A 17,951-nucleotide genomic window follows, 5' to 3' on the forward strand; every position below is an offset into this window, starting at 1 on the left:
CGGCACTCCTGCCGGGGTGGTGGAATGGCAGACACGGGGCACTCAAAATGCTCTGACCGAAAGGTCGTGCGGGTTCGAGTCCCGCCCTCGGCACCGGTCGACGCGTGTCACCGATCCGAAACGCGCCCGAAACCCGACCCCGGATAGGCTGGGAACGTGAGCACAGACGAGAGCACGACACCCCAGCCCGCCGAGACGCCGGCGGCCGCCCCGTCGGGCGGCACCCGCATCCTCGTCGCCGAGGACGAGGCGCTGATCCGGCTCGACCTCGTCGAGATGCTGGGGGAGCAGGGCTACGACGTCGTGGGCCAGGCGAGCAACGGCGAGCAGGCCGTCGAGCTCGCCAAGGAGGTCAAGCCCGACCTCGTCATCATGGACGTCAAGATGCCGGTGCTCGACGGGCTGTCGGCGGCCGAGCAGCTCCACGAGGTCAAGCTGTGCCCCGTCATCATGCTGACCGCCTTCTCGCAGACCGAGCTGGTCGAGCGGGCCCGCGACGCCGGCGTGATGGCCTACATCGTCAAGCCCTTCACCGCCGACGACCTGCGCCCGGCCATCGACATCGCCACCTCGCGGTGGCAGGAGCTCAAGGCGCTCGAGGCCGAGATCGCCGACCTCGGCGAGCGTCTCGAGACCCGCAAGCTCGTCGACCGCGCCAAGGGCGTGCTGATGACGCAGCTCAAGCTGAGCGAGGCCGACGCCTTCCGCTGGATCCAGAAGACCGCCATGGACCGGCGGCTCGGCATGAAAGAGGTCGCCGAGGCCGTCATCAACGGGTTCCCGTCGTCCTGACGGCGTCACGCCGGAAATCATCCGGCTCCCGCAGGTCACGACACGGTCACTCCTACGGAGTTTCTGATGACCGGAGCCGGATTGTGGGCCTAGCCTTCGACTCAGCCCTCGACCGGGGGATGTGTGACATCAGGAGGACATCCGTGCGTTCTACCCTCAAGTTCGCTGTGCCGCTCGCGGCCGCAGCTCTTGCCCTCGGTGCCTGTGGCACCACGGGCGGCGACTCCGCGGCGCCTGCCGCCAGCGGTGGCGCCACGGCCGCAGCTGCCTGCGACCTGAAGATCGGCATGTTCGGTGCGCTGACCGGGCCGAACGCCAACCTGGGCATCTACATCCGCAACGGCGTCAACCTCGCCCTGGATGACTACAACAAGGCCAACCCGGACTGCAAGGTCGCGCTCGCCGAGTACGACTCGCAGGGTGACCCCACCCAGGCGCCGGCGCTCGCCAAGACGGCCATCGACGACAAGAAGGTCGTCGGCATCGTCGGACCGGCCTTCTCCGGTGAGTCCAAGGCCGCCAACCCCGCCTTCGCCGAGGCCGGGCTCGTCCACATCACGCCATCGGCCACCAACCCGGCCCTCGCCGAGAACGGCTGGAAGACCTTCTTCCGCGTGCTCGGCAACGACGCGACGCAGGGTCCCGCCGCCGCGAAGTACATCAAGGACACCGTCAAGGCCACCAAGGTCTTCGCCATCGACGACGCGTCCGAGTACGGCAAGGGCCTGGCCGACATCGTCCGCACCGACCTCGGTTCCACCGTGATCGGCAACGACACGATCCAGCAGAAGCAGACCGACTTCGGCGCCTCCGTCACCAAGGTGACGGCCTCGGGTGCCGACGCGGTGTTCTTCGGTGGCTACTCCCCGGAGGCCGCGCCGCTCATCAAGCAGCTGCGCGACGCCGGCTGGAAGGGCACCTTCGTGGTCGCCGACGGTGTCAAGGACCAGTCCTACATCGACAACGCGCAGGCCGCCGCCGAGGCCACCATCATCACCTGCCCGTGCGTCCCCGCCGACGTCGCCCCGGACTTCCAGGCCGCCTACAAGGCCAAGTTCAACGAGGACCCCAACACCTACTCCGGTGAGGGCTACGACTCCGCGAAGATCCTGCTCGACGGCATCAAGGCCGGCAGCACGCGCGAGACGATGGTCGACTTCGTCAAGGCGTACGACCAGCCCGGCGTGACCAAGCAGCTGAAGTTCGACGACAAGGGCGAAGTTGCCGAGGTCAAGGTCTTCGCCTACAAGGTCGAGGGCGGCAAGATCGTCTCTGCCGGCGAGATCAAGTAACGATTCACCGTCACTCCGGGGGCGGTCGGAGCCCAGGCTCCGACCGCCCCCGGCCGGTTGACGGCCGCAGTGCTCGGTCTCATCTCGCTCCCCGGCCCGCAGGAGGTCTTGGATGCAGTTCCTCATCGACAACTTCTGGGCGCTGACGATCACGGGCATCACGCTCGGTGCCGTCTACGCCCTGGTCGCCCTCGGTTACACCCTCGTCTACGGCGTGCTGCGACTCATCAACTTCGCGCACTCCGAAGTCTTCATGTACGGCACCTTCGCCGCCCTCTGGGTCGTCATGCTCCTCGGTGGCCAGGCCGGCGGCAGCACCGGCCAGGTGATCTTCTGGATCGCCATGATGTTCGTCGCGGCCATGACCATGTCGGGCCTGATCGCCGTGCTCCTCGAGCGCGTCGCCTACCGACCGCTCCGCAAACGCAACGCGCCACCGCTCATCGCCCTGATCTCCGCCATCGGCGCGTCCTTCGTGCTCGCCGAGATCATGGGTCTGCGCGAGAAGATCGTGGCCTGGGTCGGCCTCGACGACGAGCTGCGCCCCTACGTGCGCAACTCGCGCAACGCCGTGGGTCTGCCCGACATCGTCACCAAGGAGGCGGTCTTCACGATCGGTGGCTACAACGTCACCAACGTCGACATCTTCGTCATCGTCGGTGCCATCACCATCATGGTGATCCTCGACCAGTTCGTGAAGCGCTCGCGCCTCGGACGCGGCATCCGGGCGGTCGCCCAGGATCCCGAGGCCGCGGCCCTCATGGGTGTCAACCGCGACCGGGTCATCCAGGTGACCTTCCTCGTCGGCGGCGTCATGGCCGGCGCGGCTGCCGTGTTCTATCTCCTGCGCATCGGCATCACGCGCTACGACGTCGGCTTCCTGCTCGGCGTCAAGGCCTTCACGGCCGCCGTCCTCGGCGGCATCGGCAACCTGCGAGGCGCGCTGCTCGGCGGCTTCGTGCTCGGCCTGGCCGAGAACTACGGGTCCGCCATCGTGGGCACCCAGTGGAAGGACGTCGTCGCGTTCGTCCTGCTCATCGTGATCCTGCTGTTCCGACCCACCGGCCTGCTCGGTGAGTCCCTCGGAAAGGCCCGCGCATGACGACCGCCCCGACCGTCTCGAAGAAGGCCTCGAAGAAGGACCGGCCCAACCTCAACGAGCGCATCGCGGACATGCCGCTGCCGCTCAAGGTCGTGCTCTGGATCCTCTTCGCGATCTTCCTCTTCGCCCTTCCGCTGCTCAACATCCCGTTCATCACGACGGCCGACTCCGACTTCGGCGGAGTGCTCTTCACCGTCGCGACCTACGTCCTCGTGGCCCTGGGCCTCAACATCGTGGTCGGGTATGCCGGCCTGCTCGACCTCGGCTACGTGGGCTTCTACGCCGTGGGCGCCTACACCGTCGGCGTCCTCAGCTCCGAGCACGGCTCCCTGCCGTGGCTGTGGTGCGTGCCGATCGCGATCGTCGTCGCGATGATCTCGGGCGTGCTGCTCGGTGCCCCAACGCTGCGCGTGCGCGGTGACTACCTCGCGATCGTGACGCTCGGCTTCGGCGAGATCGTGCGCCTGACGCTCGTCAACTCGCAGTGGCTCGGCGGCGCGCAGGGCATTTCTGACATCCCGAGGCCACCAGGCGTCGAGCTGTTCGAGGTGCCGAGCATCGACTGGAGCACGGGCGTGCCCGTCATCGACCTCGACTCGACGACGATCTTCCTCAAGTTCGGCATCAACGACTTCATCCCGTACTACTGGCTGGCCCTCGTCGTCATCGCCCTCGTGCTCGTCTTCGACATCCTCGTCAAGAACAGCCGCGTGGGTCGGGCCTGGGAGGCCACCAGGGAGGACGAGGACGCCGCCGAGCTCATGGGCGTGCCGACGTTCCGTTTCAAGCTCATCGCCTTCGCCATCGGCGCCGCCATCGGTGGCCTGTCGGGGGCGCTCTTCGCGGGCAAGTCGGGCTTCATCAACCCACAGAGCTTCGAGCTGCTCCTGTCGATCCTCTTCCTCGCGGCCGTCGTCGTCGGTGGTCAGGGCAACCGCTGGGGTGTCATCCTCGGTGCGATCGTCGTGGCCTACTTCCCGGAGCGCTTCCGCGAGTTCTCCGACTTCCGTGTCCTCGTCTTCGGCCTCGCGCTTATGCTCCTCGCGATCTTCCGACCGCAGGGCCTGCTGCCACCGAGGCGCACGCTGCGAGCCAAACGAGCCGATGCCAGACAGCAGCTTCTCGAGGAAGGAGAGGCCAGTGCCTGATCCCACCAACCAGCCGGCGGCCCCCCAAGAACCGGCGGCCGAGCCGATCGCCACGCCGGTCGCCACGACCCCGTCGGCCCCGTCGGACGACGCCGTCAGCGAGATCCACCCCGAGGCCGACATCACCCCCGAGGACATCGGGGTGCCGGTCGTCGCCGAGGGCGAGCGGCTCCTCGAGGTCGACGAGGTCACGCTCCGCTTCGGCGGTGTCGTCGCCCTCAACGAGGTGAGCTTCCACATCAACAAGGGCGAGATACTCGGGCTCATCGGGCCCAACGGCGCCGGCAAGACGACCTGCTTCAACGTCATGACCGGCGTCTACCAGCCCACCTCGGGTCTGGTGCGCTACCTCGGCAAGCCGCTGGGCAAGCGCCAGAAGCACCAGATCACCAAGCTGGGCATCGCGCGCACGTTCCAGAACATCCGGCTCTTCGCCAACATGACGGCCCTCGAGAACGTCCTCGTCGGGGTCGACGCCCACCACTCCACCGGTGTCGTCACCGCCATGTTCCGGCTTCCGAAGCACCGCCGGGAGGAGACGCAGGGTCGGGCGCGGGCCATGGAGCTGCTCCATTTCATGGGCCTCGACGGCAAGGCCGACGAGCTCGCTCGCAACCTGCCCTACGGTGACCAGCGCCGTCTCGAGATCGCCCGGGCCCTCGCCACGAGCCCGCAGCTGCTCTGCCTCGACGAGCCGGCGGCCGGCTTCAACCCGGCCGAGAAGGTCAGGCTGATGGAGCTCATCCGCACCATCCGTGACCAGGGCTACACCGTCCTGCTCATCGAGCACGACATGAAGCTCGTCATGGGGGTCACCGACCGGATCGTCGTGCTCGAGTTCGGGCGCAAGATCGCCGAGGGCGCGCCCTCGGAGATCCGCGACAACCCGGCGGTCATCGCCGCCTACCTGGGAGTTGATGAAGAAGATGCTTCTTGAGGTCAAGGGCCTGTGCGTCAACTACGGCCGCATCGAGGCGATCCGCGACATCACCTTCACCGTCGACGAGGGTGAGATCGTCACCCTCATCGGGGCCAACGGCGCCGGCAAGACGACGACGATGAAGACGATCTCCGGGCTCCGGCCGGTCCGGGCCGGCACGGTGATGTTCGACGGCAAGGACATCACCGACACGCCGTCCTACGAACGGCCCGTGCTCGGCATCTCGCAGTCACCGGAGGGTCGTGGCTGCTTCGTCGGCATGACCGTGATGGAGAACCTCGAGATGGGCACCTACGCCCGTCCGGACCGCAAGAGCAAGGCCGTCAAGGACGACCTCGAGCGCGTCTTCGAGCTCTTCCCGCGGCTCAAGGAGCGCGTCAACCAGGCCGCGGGGTCGATGTCGGGTGGTGAGCAGCAGATGCTCGCCATGGGGCGGGCCCTCATGGCCAAGCCCAAGCTCCTGCTGCTCGACGAGCCGTCCATGGGCCTGGCGCCCAAGCTCATCCAGCAGATCTTCGACATCGTGACCGAGATCAACAGCCAGGGCACGACGGTGCTGCTCGTCGAGCAGAACGCCGCGCAGGCGCTCAAGCGATCGCACCGGGCCTACATCCTCGAGACCGGTGAGATCGTCCGCGAGGGCACCGGCAAGGAGCTGGCGAGCGACCCGGCGGTCAAGGCCGCCTACCTCGGCGGCGACGTCTGACGGCAGGTCGACGGCCAGGGCCGGCCATACGGCATACCTCAGGGGACGGGGCGTCACGACAGCGGTCGTGGCGCCCCGTCGCCGTCCGTCCACAGGTGCGGGGGGTCCCTTCCGCCGGGTATGGGGATACCCGTAGTCTCAGGCGGGTCACCTCGGGGCCAGAACGGGAGGGACCATGGGTCGTTCGATCGCGTCGGTGCAGCGCGTCGACGAGAGCTTGCACTCACCCTTCATCGAGCTGTGGATCACCCACCGCATCGAGGGTGGCACGACGCCGGAGGCTGCGCAGCGGCTCGCTCTCGACGGCACCCTGCGAACTGCGTTGCAACGCAACGATGTCGCGGCCTTCATCGCGTTCGTCGACAACCGGCCGGCGGGCTACCTCGTGCTCTCCGACTCGACCCGCAGCCTCCTCGTCGACTCGCCCTGCGTGTCGATCGACATGCTCTACGTCGACCCCGCCCATCGCCGCCTCGGCGTCGGTCGCTCACTCCTCGCAGCGGCCTCCCGGTATGCCGACCGGCTCGGTGCCGAGCACGTCGCGAGCCTCGTGCCCGCCCAGGACCGTGACGCCAACCGCTTCTTTGCGCGGCTCGGCTTCGCGCCCGAGACGGTGCGTCGGGTCACGTCGTTGGCGACGCTCCAGCGCAAGCTGGCGGGGGAGCCGCGCCCGACGCGGGTCGCCATCGACCAGGTGATGGCGCGCCGCCGCGACCTGCGCCTGCGTCGGCGCCACCAGCCGCCCCAGGTGGCCGGCTAGCGCCTCAGGCGCCCGGCACGGCCTCACGCAGCAGGCAGGTGATGCGCGAGGTGCAGGTGCGTCGACCCGCGTCGTCGGTCACGACGATGTCGTAGCTGACGAGCGTGCGTCCCGCACTGAGCAGGGTCGCCGTGCCCGTCACGAGGCCGCTGCGGGCGGCTCGGTGGTGGGTCGCGTTGATGTCGAGGCCGACGGCGATGCGTCCCGGCCCGGCGTGCAGGCCGGCACCGATGGAGCCGAGGGTCTCGGCGAGCACGACGCTGGCCCCGCCGTGCAGCAGGCCGTAGGGCTGGGTGTTGCCCTCGACGGGCATCGTCGCGACGAGCCGCTCCGGGCTCGCCTCGAGCACCTCGATGCCCATCCGCTCCATGAGGGTTCCTTCGAGCTGCAGACCCAGGGGGGCGAGGTCGTCGGTTGCGGTCGTCTGCTGCGCGTCGGTCATGACGGCGATCGTATGCCGACCCTCAGGGCCGCGCCGCTCGTGCACCCCCGCACGGGGGTCACCGTCGGTGGCTGACACTAGGCTGCGCGTGTGAGCCGACTTCTCCTCCTCGACGGACACTCGCTGGCCTACCGGGCGTTCTTCGCGCTCCCCGCCGAGAACTTCTCGACGAGCACGGGGCAGCACACCAACGCCGTCTACGGCTTCACCTCGATGCTCATCAACATGCTCCGCGACGAGCAGCCGACCCACGTCGTCGTGGCCTTCGACAAGTCGCGGCAGACCTTCCGCACCGAGCAGTACGCCGAGTACAAGGCCGGCCGTGCCCGCACGCCCGACGAGTTCTCGGGCCAGCTCCCGCTCGTCAAGGAGGTGCTCGACGCCCTGCGCATCCGCTTCGTCGAGCTCGAGGGCTACGAGGCCGACGACATCATCGCCACCATCGCGACCGAGGCCGACGCCCAGGGCGTCGAGGTGCTCATCTGCTCCGGTGACCGCGACACGTTCCAGCTCGTCTCCGACAACGTGACTATCCTCTACCCCGTGCGCGGCGTGTCCGAGGTCTGGCGCATGGGCCCGTCCCAGGTGGAGGAGAAGTACGGCGTGCCGCCGCAGCGCTACAGCGACCTCGCCGCGATGGTCGGCGAGACGTCCGACAACCTGCCGGGCGTGCCCGGCGTCGGCCCCAAGACTGCGGCGAAGTGGATCACGCAGTTCGGCGACCTCGAGGGCATCGTCGCCGGCGTCGACCAGATCAAGGGCAAGGCGGGGGAGTCGTTGCGTGCCCACCTCGACCAGGTGCTGCGCAACCGCCGGCTCAACCAGCTCGTCAAGGACAGCCCGGTCGGCGTCACCGTCGACGACCTCGAGCGCGCCCAGTGGAGCCGCGAGGAGGTGCACGAGGTCTTCGACCGGCTCGAGTTCCGGGTGCTGCGCGACCGGCTCTTCGCCGAGGTCGAGGCCAGCGAGCCCGAGGCCGAGTCCGGCTTCGAGGTCGACGGCACCCTGCTCGACGCAGCCGACGTGCCGGCCTGGATCACGCAGCACCTGTCCCAGGGCGAGCGGGCCGGACTCTCGGTGGCCGGCACGTGGGCCCGCGGAGTCGGCGACCCGACCGGCCTGGCCGTGGCGGCCCCCGACGGCGCGGCCGCCTGGATCGACCTCACGGCACTGACGCCGGAGGGCGAGCAGGCCGTCGGCGCCTGGCTCGAGGACCCGCAGCGACCCAAGGCCCTGCATGACGCCAAGGGACCGGTCGAGGCGCTGGCCTCACGCGGCTGGTCGCTCGCCGGGCTGACGAGCGACACCCAGCTCGCCGCATACCTCGTCAAGCCCGACCAGCGCACCTATCACCTCGACGACCTCGTGCTGCGACAGCTGCACCGCGAGCTGTCGGGTTCGGCGCCCGCCGACGGCCAGGGCATGCTCGACTTCGGCGGCGACGCCGACGAGGCCGCGGCCCACCAGGAGATGGTGCGCGCCACCGCCGTGCGCGACCTCGCGGTCGTGCTCGACGAGCAGGTGGCAGCGACCGGCGGCGCCGAGCTGCTGGCCGAGGTCGAGCTGCCCCTCGTCGACGTGCTGGCCCGCATGGAGCGCACCGGCATCGCCGTCGACATCGAGGGTCTCGACGACCTCGAGCAGGACTTCGCCGCCAAGGTGGCGCAGGCCCAGCAGGACGCCTGGGACGCGATCGGTGGCGAGCACATCAACCTCGGCTCGCCCAAGCAGCTGCAGGAGGTGCTCTTCGGGCAGCTCGGCATGCCCAAGACGAAGAAGACCAAGACCGGCTGGACGACCGACGCCGACGCGCTGGCCGACCTCTTCACCAAGACGGGTCACCCCTTCCTCGAGGCGCTGCTGCGCCACCGTGACGCCGCTCGCCTGCGGGTCACCGTCGAGGGGCTGCAGAAGTCCGTGGCCGACGACGGCCGCATCCACACGACCTACCTGCAGACGATCGCGGCGACCGGCCGCCTCAGCTCCACGGAGCCCAACCTGCAGAACGTCCCGATCCGCACCGAGGAGGGCCGGCGCATCCGCGAGCTCTTCGTCGTCGGCGACGGCTTCGAGGCGCTGATGTCGGCCGACTACTCGCAGATCGAGATGCGCGTGATGGCCCACCTGTCCGGCGACGAGGGGCTCATCGAGGCCTTCCGCACCGGCGAGGACCTGCACCGCTTCGTCGGCTCGAAGGTCTTCGGCGTCGCCCCCGAGGACGTCACCGCCGCGATGCGGTCCAAGGTCAAGGCGATGTCCTACGGCCTCGCCTACGGCCTGTCGGCCTTCGGTCTGTCCAAGCAGCTGACGATCAGCACCGAGGAGGCCCGGGGCCTCATGGACGGCTACTTCGAGCGCTTCGGCGGCGTGAGCGACTACCTCAAGGAGGTCGTCGCCGAGGCACGTGGCACCGGCTACACCGCGACGATGTTCGGGCGTCGCCGCTACCTGCCCGACCTGACCTCCGACAACCGGCAGCGACGTGAGACGGCCGAGCGGATGGCACTCAACGCGCCGATCCAGGGCTCGGCCGCCGACATCATGAAGGTCGCGATGATCAACGTCGACCGCGGTCTGGTCTCCTCCGGCGCTCGCTCGCGGGTGCTGCTCCAGGTGCACGACGAGCTCGTGCTCGAGATCGCACCGGGCGAGCGAGGCGACGTCGAGGCCCTCGTGCGCCACGAGATGGGGCATGCCGCCGAGATGGACGTGCCGCTCGACGTCAACGTCGGGGTCGGCCACTCCTGGCACGACGCCGCCCACTGACCGCGGGGCCCGACCCGGTCAGGGCCGTCGGCGCCTCGCCGCCGGCCGTCCCGAAGGGCCCGTTTGGTCACGTTCCGGCAACTGCGATGTCGTGTGCGTCACGTGGGGCACCACGCACCCCGGGGCTTCTGCATACTGACCGGTAACTTGCACCCGTCATCGGAGACGGGTGCTTTTACTGTGAGGTGGACATGGTCAGAAGCCTGGTCACAGGTCTGGGGCTCGCCGTCGGTGCGGCGGTCATCATCGGACTGAGCACCCTGTTCGGTCTGGAGCTCGAGCACGTCGCCCTGCTGGCCGCTGCTCTGGGTGGCGTCCTCGGGCTGGTCCCGCACCGTCCTGCGTGGGGCAAGGTGGTCGGTTTCCTCGCCGGCTTCGTCCTCGCCTGGCTCGGTTTCGCCCTTCGCGCAGCGGTGCTGCCGGACTCGTCCGCGGGTCGCGCCGTCGCTGCCTTCATCGTCGTGGCGCTCATCGCAGTCGTCGCGGCCGCGAGCCGTGGGCGGTTGCCGGTGTGGAGCGGCCTCGTCGGCGCGGCCGCGATCGTCGGCGCCTACGAGGCGGTCTACACCAGCGCCCCGTCGCAGTTCATGAGCGAGTCGCCAGCCGCCGCCACGACCGTCCTGCTCGCCGTGGGCCTCGGCTTCCTCGCCACGACCGTCATTGCGCCGCAGACGGATTCGATCGCGACAGAGGGCGCGAGCCGATCGGCGCGCACGCCCAGCGCGCAGTCGTCGCAAGACGGCTCCAGCACCAGCAACCTCGACGACATCATGACGGGAGCAACCCGATGAGCAAGAGATCCCTGGCCAGCGTCGTCGCGGGGATGGCCGCAGTGCCCACCCTGCTGCTCGCCGCCGCCGCACCCGCGGCAGCAGCGGGCGACGGATCCGTGCAGGTCTCCAACACCGAGACGGTGCAGGCCTACCTCGACGCGAGCGGCAACGTCGACGTCGCACGCGTCTACGAGCAGGTCGCGATGCAGGGCACCGGCACGGTCGACCTGAGAAACCCGGTCGAGCCGGAGGGGCTGCGCAACCTCGACGGGTTCGGCGACTTCGAGGTCGCCGACGGTGTCATGGTCGCCAGCATCGACGTGCAGGGCGAGCAGCGCCTGCGCACCGTCAGCGACTACACCCGCAAGCTGCCGCTGGAGGTGCGGGCGACCTACACGCTCGACGGCCAGGTCGTCGAGCCCGCAGACCTCCTCGGCCGCAGCGGCCGGCTCGAGGTGCGCTACACGGTGCGCAACGTCACGGGCACCTCCCAGGTCGTCACGTTCGACGACGGCACGGGCAGGAGCACCTCCACGACCCAGGAGGTCGTCATCCCGATGGTCGGCTCGCTGACCACCACGCTCCCCGGCACGTTCACCGACGTCAGCTCCAAGGAGGCCAACCTCGCCGGCGACGGTCGGGGAGGCACGAAGCTGACCTTCACGATGACCCTCTTCGGCCCGATCGGCACGCCGACCGCGAGCTTCGGCTATGCCGCCGACATCGTCGACGGCACACTGCCGAAGGCCTCGGTGTCGGCCCTGCCCGTGAGCCCGCTCGACAGCCCGTCGTTCAAGGGCGGCGCCGAGAGCTACCGGGGTGGGGCCGCGACCGGTGCCACCCTGACGGCGGGTGCCACCGAGATCGACGCCAACCTGCTCAAGCTGCGTGACGGCGCGAGCACGCTGCTGGCCGGCCTCATCCAGCTGCGTGACGGCGCGCAGAAGCTCGACGCGGGGCTCGGCGCCCAGGCCCTGCCCGGGTCGCGTGACCTCGCCGCCGGCGCCGGGGAGCTCAAGGACGGCACATCGAGGCTGCGCGCCGGCACGGGTGACGCGAAGGACGGCTCGGCGCAGGTCGCTGACGGCGCCCGGCAGCTCGCCGACGGCGCGGGCCGGCTCGATGCCGGTGCCGAGAAGCTGAGCACCGGTGCGACTCAGGTCGACGAGGGTGCGGCCCTGGTGGCCGGGGGCCTGCACCTCGTCGGCGACAACGCTCCCGCGCTGCTCGAGGGACTGGCCCAGGTCGCCGACGGGCTCGACCAGGTCGACGGTGGCCTGACCCAGCTCTATGCAGGTGTCGGGGGACTCCCGGAGCAGGCGAAGCCGTTGCACGCGGGCCTGACCAAGCTGCGCGTCGGACTCGGAGGCAAGGGCCAGGACGGAACGCTGATCGACGGTATCGAGCAGGTGCGCGCCGGGCTGGCAGCGGCCACGGCGGACGGTGGGAGTGTCGACCAGCTCAGGGGAGGTGTGGGTCAGGCCAAGGGCGGGGTCGACACGTCCAAGGGCGGCGTCGACCAGGTGCGTTCGGGCCTTGAGGACGCGCTGACGCCCGGTGGCGGGATCGACCAGCTCGACGGGGGCGTGTCCCTGGCCAAGGGATCCGACTGCGGCGTCGTCTGCACGGGCATCCTGACGCAGGTGCAGGCAGGACTGACCGACCTCCGGGCCAAGACCGGGGCGGCGTCGGACGGTCTCGGTGCGGTGTCGTCAGGACTCACCCAGGTGTCTGGCGGACTCGGTCAGGTGTCCGGTGGCCTCGGCCAGCTCAAGGGCAAGCTGAACGATGCGGCCCTCGGCCTCGCGCGAGTCGAGTGCGGCCTGAGCAACACGGCGCTCAAGGTGTGCGACCCCGCAGTGCCGGGTCTGCTCGAGGGGGTCGGCCTCGTGGACGCAGGGGTGACCACGCTCGTCGACGGTGTCGTGACCAAGGTCCAGGGCGGCATCGGCGGCTCGTCCGACACCGCCGAGGACAAGACGCTCCGCGGCGGCGTCAACGACCTGCAGGGGGGTGTCGACCTGCTCGGTCTCGGTGGCCTCGACCTGCTCGACGCCATCGACCAGCTCACCGTCGGTGCGGACCAGGTGAGCGGTGGCACGTCGCAGGTCGCCACGGGCGCCCGGGACCTGGGGGCGGGAGCCTCCCAGCTCGCCGACGGCTCGGGCGACCTTGCTGACGGTGCGGGTCGGCTCGACAACGGCGTCGGCCAGCTGGCTGACGGAGCCGGGCAGCTCGACGACGGAGCCGGCAGGCTCTCGGACGGGGCGGCCCAGCTGTCCGACGGTCTGGCAGATGCCGCCACCGGCACGAGCCAGCTCGCCGCCGGTCTCTCCGACGCGGCTGATGGCGCACCCCAGCTGAAGGATGGTGCTCAGCAGCTGTCCGACGAGGGCACGAAGAAGCTCGTGGAGGCCGGTAAGGCCACCGCGGCCGACTACGGCGAGAAGTACGCCCTCATCGAGGTCGGTGCCCAGCGGGCGAAGGCCGAGGGCATGGCCTACGGCGCGCCGCAGGGAGCTACGGGGGCGACGGCCTACTCCTTCGAGCTCGCCGGCGTCGACGGCGAGGGTGGCGCCAACCTCGGACGCGCTGCCGGCGCAGCGGCCGTCTTCGGTCTGGCAGGTGCGACCGTGCTGCTCCGTCGTCGCCTTCTCTGAGGTCGGCCGGGCGTCACGGCGGCGGTGGGTCGGCTGGTCCGACCCGCCGCCGCTGCGGTCACGCCGGCTTGCGGCAGACGAAGACCGCTGTGCCCGGGAAGAGGCGGCCGCGCAGGGGTGACCAGGCACCCCACGCCTCGTCATGGCCCTCGGGCCACTCGGGCTCGACGAGGTCGACGAGCTGCAGGCCCGCGGCGCTGATCTCGCGCACCCGGTCGCCGAGCGTGCGATGGTGCTCGACGTAGGTCGCCGCGCCCGTCTCGTCCTGCTCGACGTAGGGCGTGCGGTCGAAGTAGGACTGGCGCACCACGAGCCCCTCGGGGCCCGGCTCGTCGGCGAAGGCCCACCGCATGGGGTGCGTCGTCGAGAAGACGAACCGCCCTCCGGGCCGCAGCACGCGCGCCGCCTCGGCCATCACGACGTCGGAGTCGCCGACGAAGGGCACGACGCCGTATGCCGTGAAGACCGTGTCGAAGGCACCGCTCGGGAAGGGGAGCGACCGTCCGTCGCACTGCACGAACGGCACCCGGCTCGCTGCTGGGACGCGCCCGTTGACCTCGAGCCCTTCGAGCACCATGCCGGCGGACAGGTCGGTCGCGACGACGGTGGCCCCACGGGCGGCGAGCCACCGCGAGCACTGTCCCGAGCCGGCCCCGATCTCGAGCACCACCTGACCACGCGGGTCACCGAGCAGGGCGGCGTCCTCCTCGCGCAGCCGCTCCGGTCCCCAGACGAAGTCGGTGTCGCCGAGGAACTCGCCGTGCTCGACGTAGTAGCCGGCGGCCTCGCCGTCCCACCACGTCCGGTTGGCGGTGACCGTCTCGGTGGGGGGAGCGGCACGTCGGGTGACCTCGGAAGGTGTGCTCACGGCATACCCCCGTCTCTTTGACCCCGTGCTGACAGCGCAGATAGGATGACCGCGCACATGCGTGTGCGCACGACACTGTTAAACCTGTCCACAAAGGTGTCGGGGCGCCGAGCACCGCTCGCCCGCCGCGACGTCCCCAATCTAACCGTCCACAATCGGAGTTCCTACTACATGACTGCCTACACGGTCGAAAAGACCGCGCCTGAGATCGCCATCAACGACATCGGCTCTCAGGAAGACATCCTTGCGGCGATCGACGCCACCATCAAGGACTTCAACGACGGCGACATCGTCGAGGGTGTGATCGTCAAGGTCGACCGGGACGAGGTCCTGCTCGACATCGGATACAAGACCGAGGGCGTCATCCCCTCGCGCGAGCTGTCCATCAAGCACGACGTCGACCCCGGCGAGATCGTCAAGGTCGGTGACGAGGTCGAGGCCCTCGTCCTCCAGAAGGAGGACAAGGAAGGCCGTCTCATCCTGTCCAAGAAGCGCGCACAGTACGAGCGCGCCTGGGGCACGATCGAGAAGGTCAAGGAAGAGGACGGCGTCGTCACCGGCACCGTCATCGAGGTCGTCAAGGGTGGACTCATCCTCGACATCGGCCTGCGTGGCTTCCTCCCCGCCTCACTCGTCGAGATGCGCCGTGTCCGCGACCTCCAGCCGTACGTCGGCAAGGAGATCGAGGCCAAGATCATCGAGCTCGACAAGAACCGCAACAACGTGGTCCTGTCGCGCCGTGCCTGGCTCGAGCAGACGCAGTCCGAGGTGCGCACGACGTTCCTCAAGGAGCTCCAGAAGGGCCAGGTCCGTTCGGGCGTCGTGTCCTCGATCGTCAACTTCGGCGCGTTCGTCGACCTCGGCGGCGTCGACGGTCTCGTCCACGTCTCCGAGCTGTCGTGGAAGCACATCGACCACCCGTCCGAGGTCGTCGAGGTCGGCACCGAGGTCACCGTCGAGGTGCTCGACGTCGACATGGACCGTGAGCGTGTCTCCCTGTCGCTGAAGGCGACGCAGGAGGACCCGTGGCAGCACTTCGCTCGCACGCACGCCATCGGCCAGGTCGTGCCCGGCAAGGTCACCAAGCTCGTCCCCTTCGGTGCGTTCGTGCGCGTCGAGGACGGCATCGAGGGCCTCGTGCACATCTCCGAGCTGGCCGAGCGCCACGTGGAGCTGCCCGAGCAGGTCGTCAACGTCGGCGACGAGATCTTCGTCAAGGTCATCGACATCGACCTCGAGCGTCGGCGCATCTCGCTGTCGCTCAAGCAGGCCAACGACCAGTCCGTGCCGGTGTCGGAGTTCGACCCGACCCTCTACGGCATGGCCGCCGAGTACGACGAGGCCGGCAACTACAAGTACCCCGAGGGCTTCGACCCGGAGACCAACGAGTGGCTCGAGGGTTACGAGACGCAGCGCGAGAAGTGGGAGAAGCAGTACGCCGAGGCCCACGCCCGCTGGGAGGCCCACAAGTCGCAGGTCGACGCCGCGACGAAGGCCGACGCCGAGGCTGCTGCCGGTGGCAGCACGTCGACGTCGTACTCCTCCGCCACGGGTGACGTCGCCGACGACGGTGACGCCGACCGTGCCGACCGTGGCCAGCGCAGCAGCGCTCCGGCCCCGGTCGAGGGCACGCTCGCCTCTGACGAGGCGCTCGCCGCGCTTCGTGAGAAGCTGACCGGCAACTGAGCCTCACCGCTCCGAAGGAGCCCCGGACCCTCGTGGTCCGGGGCTCCTTCGCTGTCATGTCCCTGTCCTGCCACCGTCCTGCCACCGTCCTGCCCCCCGTGTGCCCCCGGTGTGGCGAGGCGCTCCTCGCGGCGGGCGGGCCCCGTTGGCCCTACGCTCGTGACATGGACTCGGCGGCTGCTGGAGACCCTGCACGCCGGTGGACTGATCGGGGGTTCGACCTCCAGGGACACCGCGGGGCCAAGGGGCTCGTCGTCGAGAACACCCTGGAGAGCTTCACCGCGGCCTACGCCGCTGGTGTGTCGGGGGTCGAGCTCGACGTGCGCCTGTCGGCCGACGGCGAGGTCGTCGTGTGGCACGACGCCGTGCTGCTGCCGCACAAGGCCCGCTCGACGACCCCTGGCCTCGTGGGGTCACGGGTCGCCGACCTGACCCTGGCCGAGCTGCGCAGCGTCGACGTCGGCAGCCAGACCCTCGAGGCCTTCCCGGGCCAACGGCCGTCACCAGGGGCCCACATCGCGACCCTCGCCGAGGTGCTGGCGCTGGGGCGGGACCACCCGTCCGACGTCTGGTGGACGGTGGAGCTCAAGGTCGACCCCACCGACCCCGCCGAGGTCGCGAGCCGGCCCCTGCTCGTCGAGAAGGTGCTCGCCTGCCTGCACGAAGCAGGCCTCGACGACCGGAGCTTCGTGCACTCCTTCGACTGGGCGGTGCTGGAGCTGTCGCGTGACCTCGCCCCCGCCGTGGCGCGCTCCGCCCTCGTCGAGTCCGGGGTCACGTGGGTGCCGGGCAGCCCGTGGACAGGCAGCGTGCGCGTGGGGGAGACGCACATCGACGTGTGTGCCGGGGCTGCCGCGGTCGGCGCCCACGTCGTCTCGCCCGAGCACGTGCTCGTCGACGAGGCCTTCGTCGCGCGGGCCCGGGAGCTCGGGCTGGGTGTGCTGCCGTGGACCGTCAACGACGTGGGCACGATGCGGGCCCTCGCCGAGGCGGGAGTCGACGGTCTGGTGACCGACTACCCCGATCTGGCTGCCGTCGTGCTCGCCGACCTCGTCGGCTCGACACCGTCCGACGCGTCGTCGGGCGAGGCCGGGCGGTGAGGAGGGTCCGAACCTCCGGCTCGGACCCTCGCCACCCCTCCTGCACCCCTGGGGGGCGGAGCCGGTGCGGCGTCCATGGCACACTCGTGCGGTCGACAGGTCGCCGCTGTGGGCACCGAGACCGAGCGTGGAGCGAGCGGGTGGGACCCCCTGCTCCCACCCGTTCGTTGGAACGCCGTTCCAGCGAACGCCATCATCCAGTCGAAGGGCACCGATGTCAACCGATCGGGCATACGACATGAGCTCGCGGGCCGAGGCCGCACAGGCGACCCGCCGGCGGATCATCGACGCCGCCGGTCCGATGCTCCTGCGCGAGGGCTACCACGCCATGTCGATCAGCAGCCTGGCCGCAGCCGCCGGCGTCAGTGCCCAGACGGTCTACAACGCCATCGGAGGCAAGGCCGCGGTCGTCAAGGCGGTCTACGACGTCACCCTCGTCGGCGACGACGAGCCCATCCCGATGCCCGAGCGGCCGGAGTTCAAGGCGATGTCGGCAGCCCCCGACCGCGACTCCTTCCTCCGGGCCTACGCGGCCCTCTGCGCGACCATCTACGAGCGCACCGGGCCCCTCCTCGGCGTCCTCCTCGCGCAGGGAGCCGGCAACGACGTCGGACTGCAGGACTTCGTCGCGACCATCGAGCAGGAGCGCCGCACCGGCAACACCAACGTGCTGGCTGCGCTCGAGCGGGTCCACGGACTGCCGCCCGAGCTCGACCGCACCCGCTTCATCGACATCGTCTGGACCGCCACCGCCCCCGAGACCTACGACCGGTTCGTCCGCCGCTGCGGGTGGACCCATGCCATGTATGCCGCCTGGCTGGCCGAGGCGCTCGTCGGGTCCTTCCAGAGCGCCAGCGCCACGACGACGGCTCACGCCACCGTCACCACCGCAACCCCCGCCACCAAGGAGTAGCCC

At 69.8% G+C, this 17,951-nt stretch carries 15 protein-coding genes and 1 tRNA gene; 14 read left to right on the plus strand and 2 right to left on the minus strand.

The features are described from left to right. The first annotated feature begins 10 nt into the window (after nt 1–10). The 8 genes from LG278_RS10045 (at nt 11) to LG278_RS10080 (ending at nt 6,740) form a co-directional block, all read left to right on the plus strand. Nucleotides 11–93 (plus strand) — tRNA-Leu (locus LG278_RS10045). Nucleotides 94–156: 63 nt separating this feature from the next. Next, nucleotides 157–792, plus strand: coding sequence for an ANTAR domain-containing response regulator (locus LG278_RS10050; RefSeq protein WP_404393401.1), 636 nt, complete (start codon nt 157–159; stop codon nt 790–792). Between the two features lie 143 nt (nt 793–935). Further along, nucleotides 936–2,084: a branched-chain amino acid ABC transporter substrate-binding protein gene (locus LG278_RS10055; protein WP_404393403.1), complete on the plus strand. Its 1,149-nt coding sequence runs from the start codon at nt 936–938 to the stop codon at nt 2,082–2,084. Nucleotides 2,085–2,196: 112 nt separating this feature from the next. Beyond that, entirely contained in the window at nt 2,197–3,186 is a 990-nt protein-coding gene (locus tag LG278_RS10060; RefSeq protein WP_404393405.1) for a branched-chain amino acid ABC transporter permease, read from the plus strand. After that, the gene (locus tag LG278_RS10065; protein WP_404393407.1) at nt 3,183–4,334 is read left to right on the plus strand and encodes a branched-chain amino acid ABC transporter permease; all 1,152 of its coding nucleotides are present in this window, start codon (nt 3,183–3,185) and stop codon (nt 4,332–4,334) included. Before LG278_RS10060 ends, LG278_RS10065 begins: the two co-directional genes overlap by 4 nt. Then, on the plus strand, nt 4,327–5,271 hold the full coding sequence (locus LG278_RS10070; RefSeq protein WP_404393409.1) for an ABC transporter ATP-binding protein: 945 nt from the start codon (nt 4,327–4,329) through the stop codon (nt 5,269–5,271). The genes LG278_RS10065 and LG278_RS10070 overlap by 8 nt, the downstream gene beginning before the upstream one ends. Next, nucleotides 5,261–5,980 (plus strand): ABC transporter ATP-binding protein, encoded by a 720-nt coding sequence (locus LG278_RS10075; RefSeq protein ID WP_404393605.1) that lies wholly within the window; start codon nt 5,261–5,263, stop codon nt 5,978–5,980. Before LG278_RS10070 ends, LG278_RS10075 begins: the two co-directional genes overlap by 11 nt. Before the next feature lie 175 nt (nt 5,981–6,155). Beyond that, nucleotides 6,156–6,740, plus strand: a complete 585-nt coding sequence (locus tag LG278_RS10080; RefSeq protein WP_404393411.1) for a GNAT family N-acetyltransferase — start codon at nt 6,156–6,158, stop codon at nt 6,738–6,740. Nucleotides 6,741–6,744: 4 nt separating this feature from the next. On the opposite strand, the gene LG278_RS10085 is transcribed toward LG278_RS10080, so the two are convergent. Beyond that, nucleotides 6,745–7,182, minus strand: a complete 438-nt coding sequence (locus tag LG278_RS10085; protein WP_404393413.1) for a PaaI family thioesterase — start codon at nt 7,180–7,182, stop codon at nt 6,745–6,747. A 90-nt stretch (nt 7,183–7,272) separates the two neighbouring features. On the opposite strand from LG278_RS10085, the gene polA reads away from it, so the two are divergent. The 3 genes from polA (at nt 7,273) to LG278_RS10100 (ending at nt 13,381) form a co-directional block, all read left to right on the plus strand. Then, a complete protein-coding gene (gene polA, locus LG278_RS10090; RefSeq protein WP_404393415.1) occupies nt 7,273–9,948 on the plus strand; it encodes a DNA polymerase I in 2,676 nt (891 codons plus the stop codon). 191 nt (nt 9,949–10,139) lie between these two features. Continuing rightward, entirely contained in the window at nt 10,140–10,739 is a 600-nt protein-coding gene (locus LG278_RS10095) for a hypothetical protein (RefSeq protein WP_404393417.1), read from the plus strand. Beyond that, nucleotides 10,736–13,381: a hypothetical protein gene (locus LG278_RS10100; RefSeq protein ID WP_404393419.1), complete on the plus strand. Its 2,646-nt coding sequence runs from the start codon at nt 10,736–10,738 to the stop codon at nt 13,379–13,381. Before LG278_RS10095 ends, LG278_RS10100 begins: the two co-directional genes overlap by 4 nt. A 58-nt stretch (nt 13,382–13,439) precedes the next feature. On the opposite strand, the gene LG278_RS10105 is transcribed toward LG278_RS10100, so the two are convergent. Beyond that, on the minus strand, nt 13,440–14,249 hold the full coding sequence (locus LG278_RS10105) for a class I SAM-dependent methyltransferase (protein ID WP_404393421.1): 810 nt from the start codon (nt 14,247–14,249) through the stop codon (nt 13,440–13,442). A 171-nt stretch (nt 14,250–14,420) separates the two neighbouring features. On the opposite strand from LG278_RS10105, the gene rpsA reads away from it, so the two are divergent. From rpsA to LG278_RS10120, 3 genes are all read left to right on the plus strand, one after another. Next, nucleotides 14,421–15,935 carry a 30S ribosomal protein S1 gene (gene rpsA / locus LG278_RS10110; RefSeq protein WP_404393423.1) on the plus strand — a complete coding sequence of 505 codons (1,515 nt, stop codon included), beginning with the start codon at nt 14,421–14,423 and terminating at the stop codon, nt 15,933–15,935. Nucleotides 15,936–16,099: 164 nt separating this feature from the next. Beyond that, the gene (locus LG278_RS10115) at nt 16,100–17,035 is read left to right on the plus strand and encodes a glycerophosphodiester phosphodiesterase family protein (protein WP_404393425.1); all 936 of its coding nucleotides are present in this window, start codon (nt 16,100–16,102) and stop codon (nt 17,033–17,035) included. Nucleotides 17,036–17,249: 214 nt separating this feature from the next. Then, entirely contained in the window at nt 17,250–17,948 is a 699-nt protein-coding gene (locus LG278_RS10120; protein WP_404393426.1) for a TetR/AcrR family transcriptional regulator, read from the plus strand. The last annotated feature ends 3 nt before the right edge of the window (nt 17,949–17,951 follow it).

Source organism: Humibacillus xanthopallidus, assembly GCF_044793955.1.
Lineage (GTDB): Bacteria > Actinomycetota > Actinomycetes > Actinomycetales > Dermatophilaceae > Humibacillus > Humibacillus xanthopallidus_C.

Bases quoted from the DNA above. Each gene is read 5' to 3' on its own strand.
- LG278_RS10060 (WP_404393405.1), top strand. From the start codon at position 2,197: ATGCAGTTCCTCATCGACAACTTCTGGGCGCTGACGATCACGGGCATC.
- LG278_RS10065 (WP_404393407.1), top strand. From the start codon at position 3,183: ATGACGACCGCCCCGACCGTCTCGAAGAAGGCCTCGAAGAAGGACCGG.
- LG278_RS10075 (WP_404393605.1), top strand. From the start codon at position 5,261: ATGCTTCTTGAGGTCAAGGGCCTGTGCGTCAACTACGGCCGCATCGAG.
- LG278_RS10080 (WP_404393411.1), top strand. From the start codon at position 6,156: ATGGGTCGTTCGATCGCGTCGGTGCAGCGCGTCGACGAGAGCTTGCAC.
- LG278_RS10085 (WP_404393413.1), bottom strand. From the start codon at position 7,182: ATGACCGACGCGCAGCAGACGACCGCAACCGACGACCTCGCCCCCCTG.
- LG278_RS10095 (WP_404393417.1), top strand. From the start codon at position 10,140: ATGGTCAGAAGCCTGGTCACAGGTCTGGGGCTCGCCGTCGGTGCGGCG.
- LG278_RS10100 (WP_404393419.1), top strand. From the start codon at position 10,736: ATGAGCAAGAGATCCCTGGCCAGCGTCGTCGCGGGGATGGCCGCAGTG.
- rpsA (WP_404393423.1), top strand. From the start codon at position 14,421: ATGACTGCCTACACGGTCGAAAAGACCGCGCCTGAGATCGCCATCAAC.
- LG278_RS10115 (WP_404393425.1), top strand. From the start codon at position 16,100: ATGGACTCGGCGGCTGCTGGAGACCCTGCACGCCGGTGGACTGATCGG.
- LG278_RS10120 (WP_404393426.1), top strand. From the start codon at position 17,250: ATGTCAACCGATCGGGCATACGACATGAGCTCGCGGGCCGAGGCCGCA.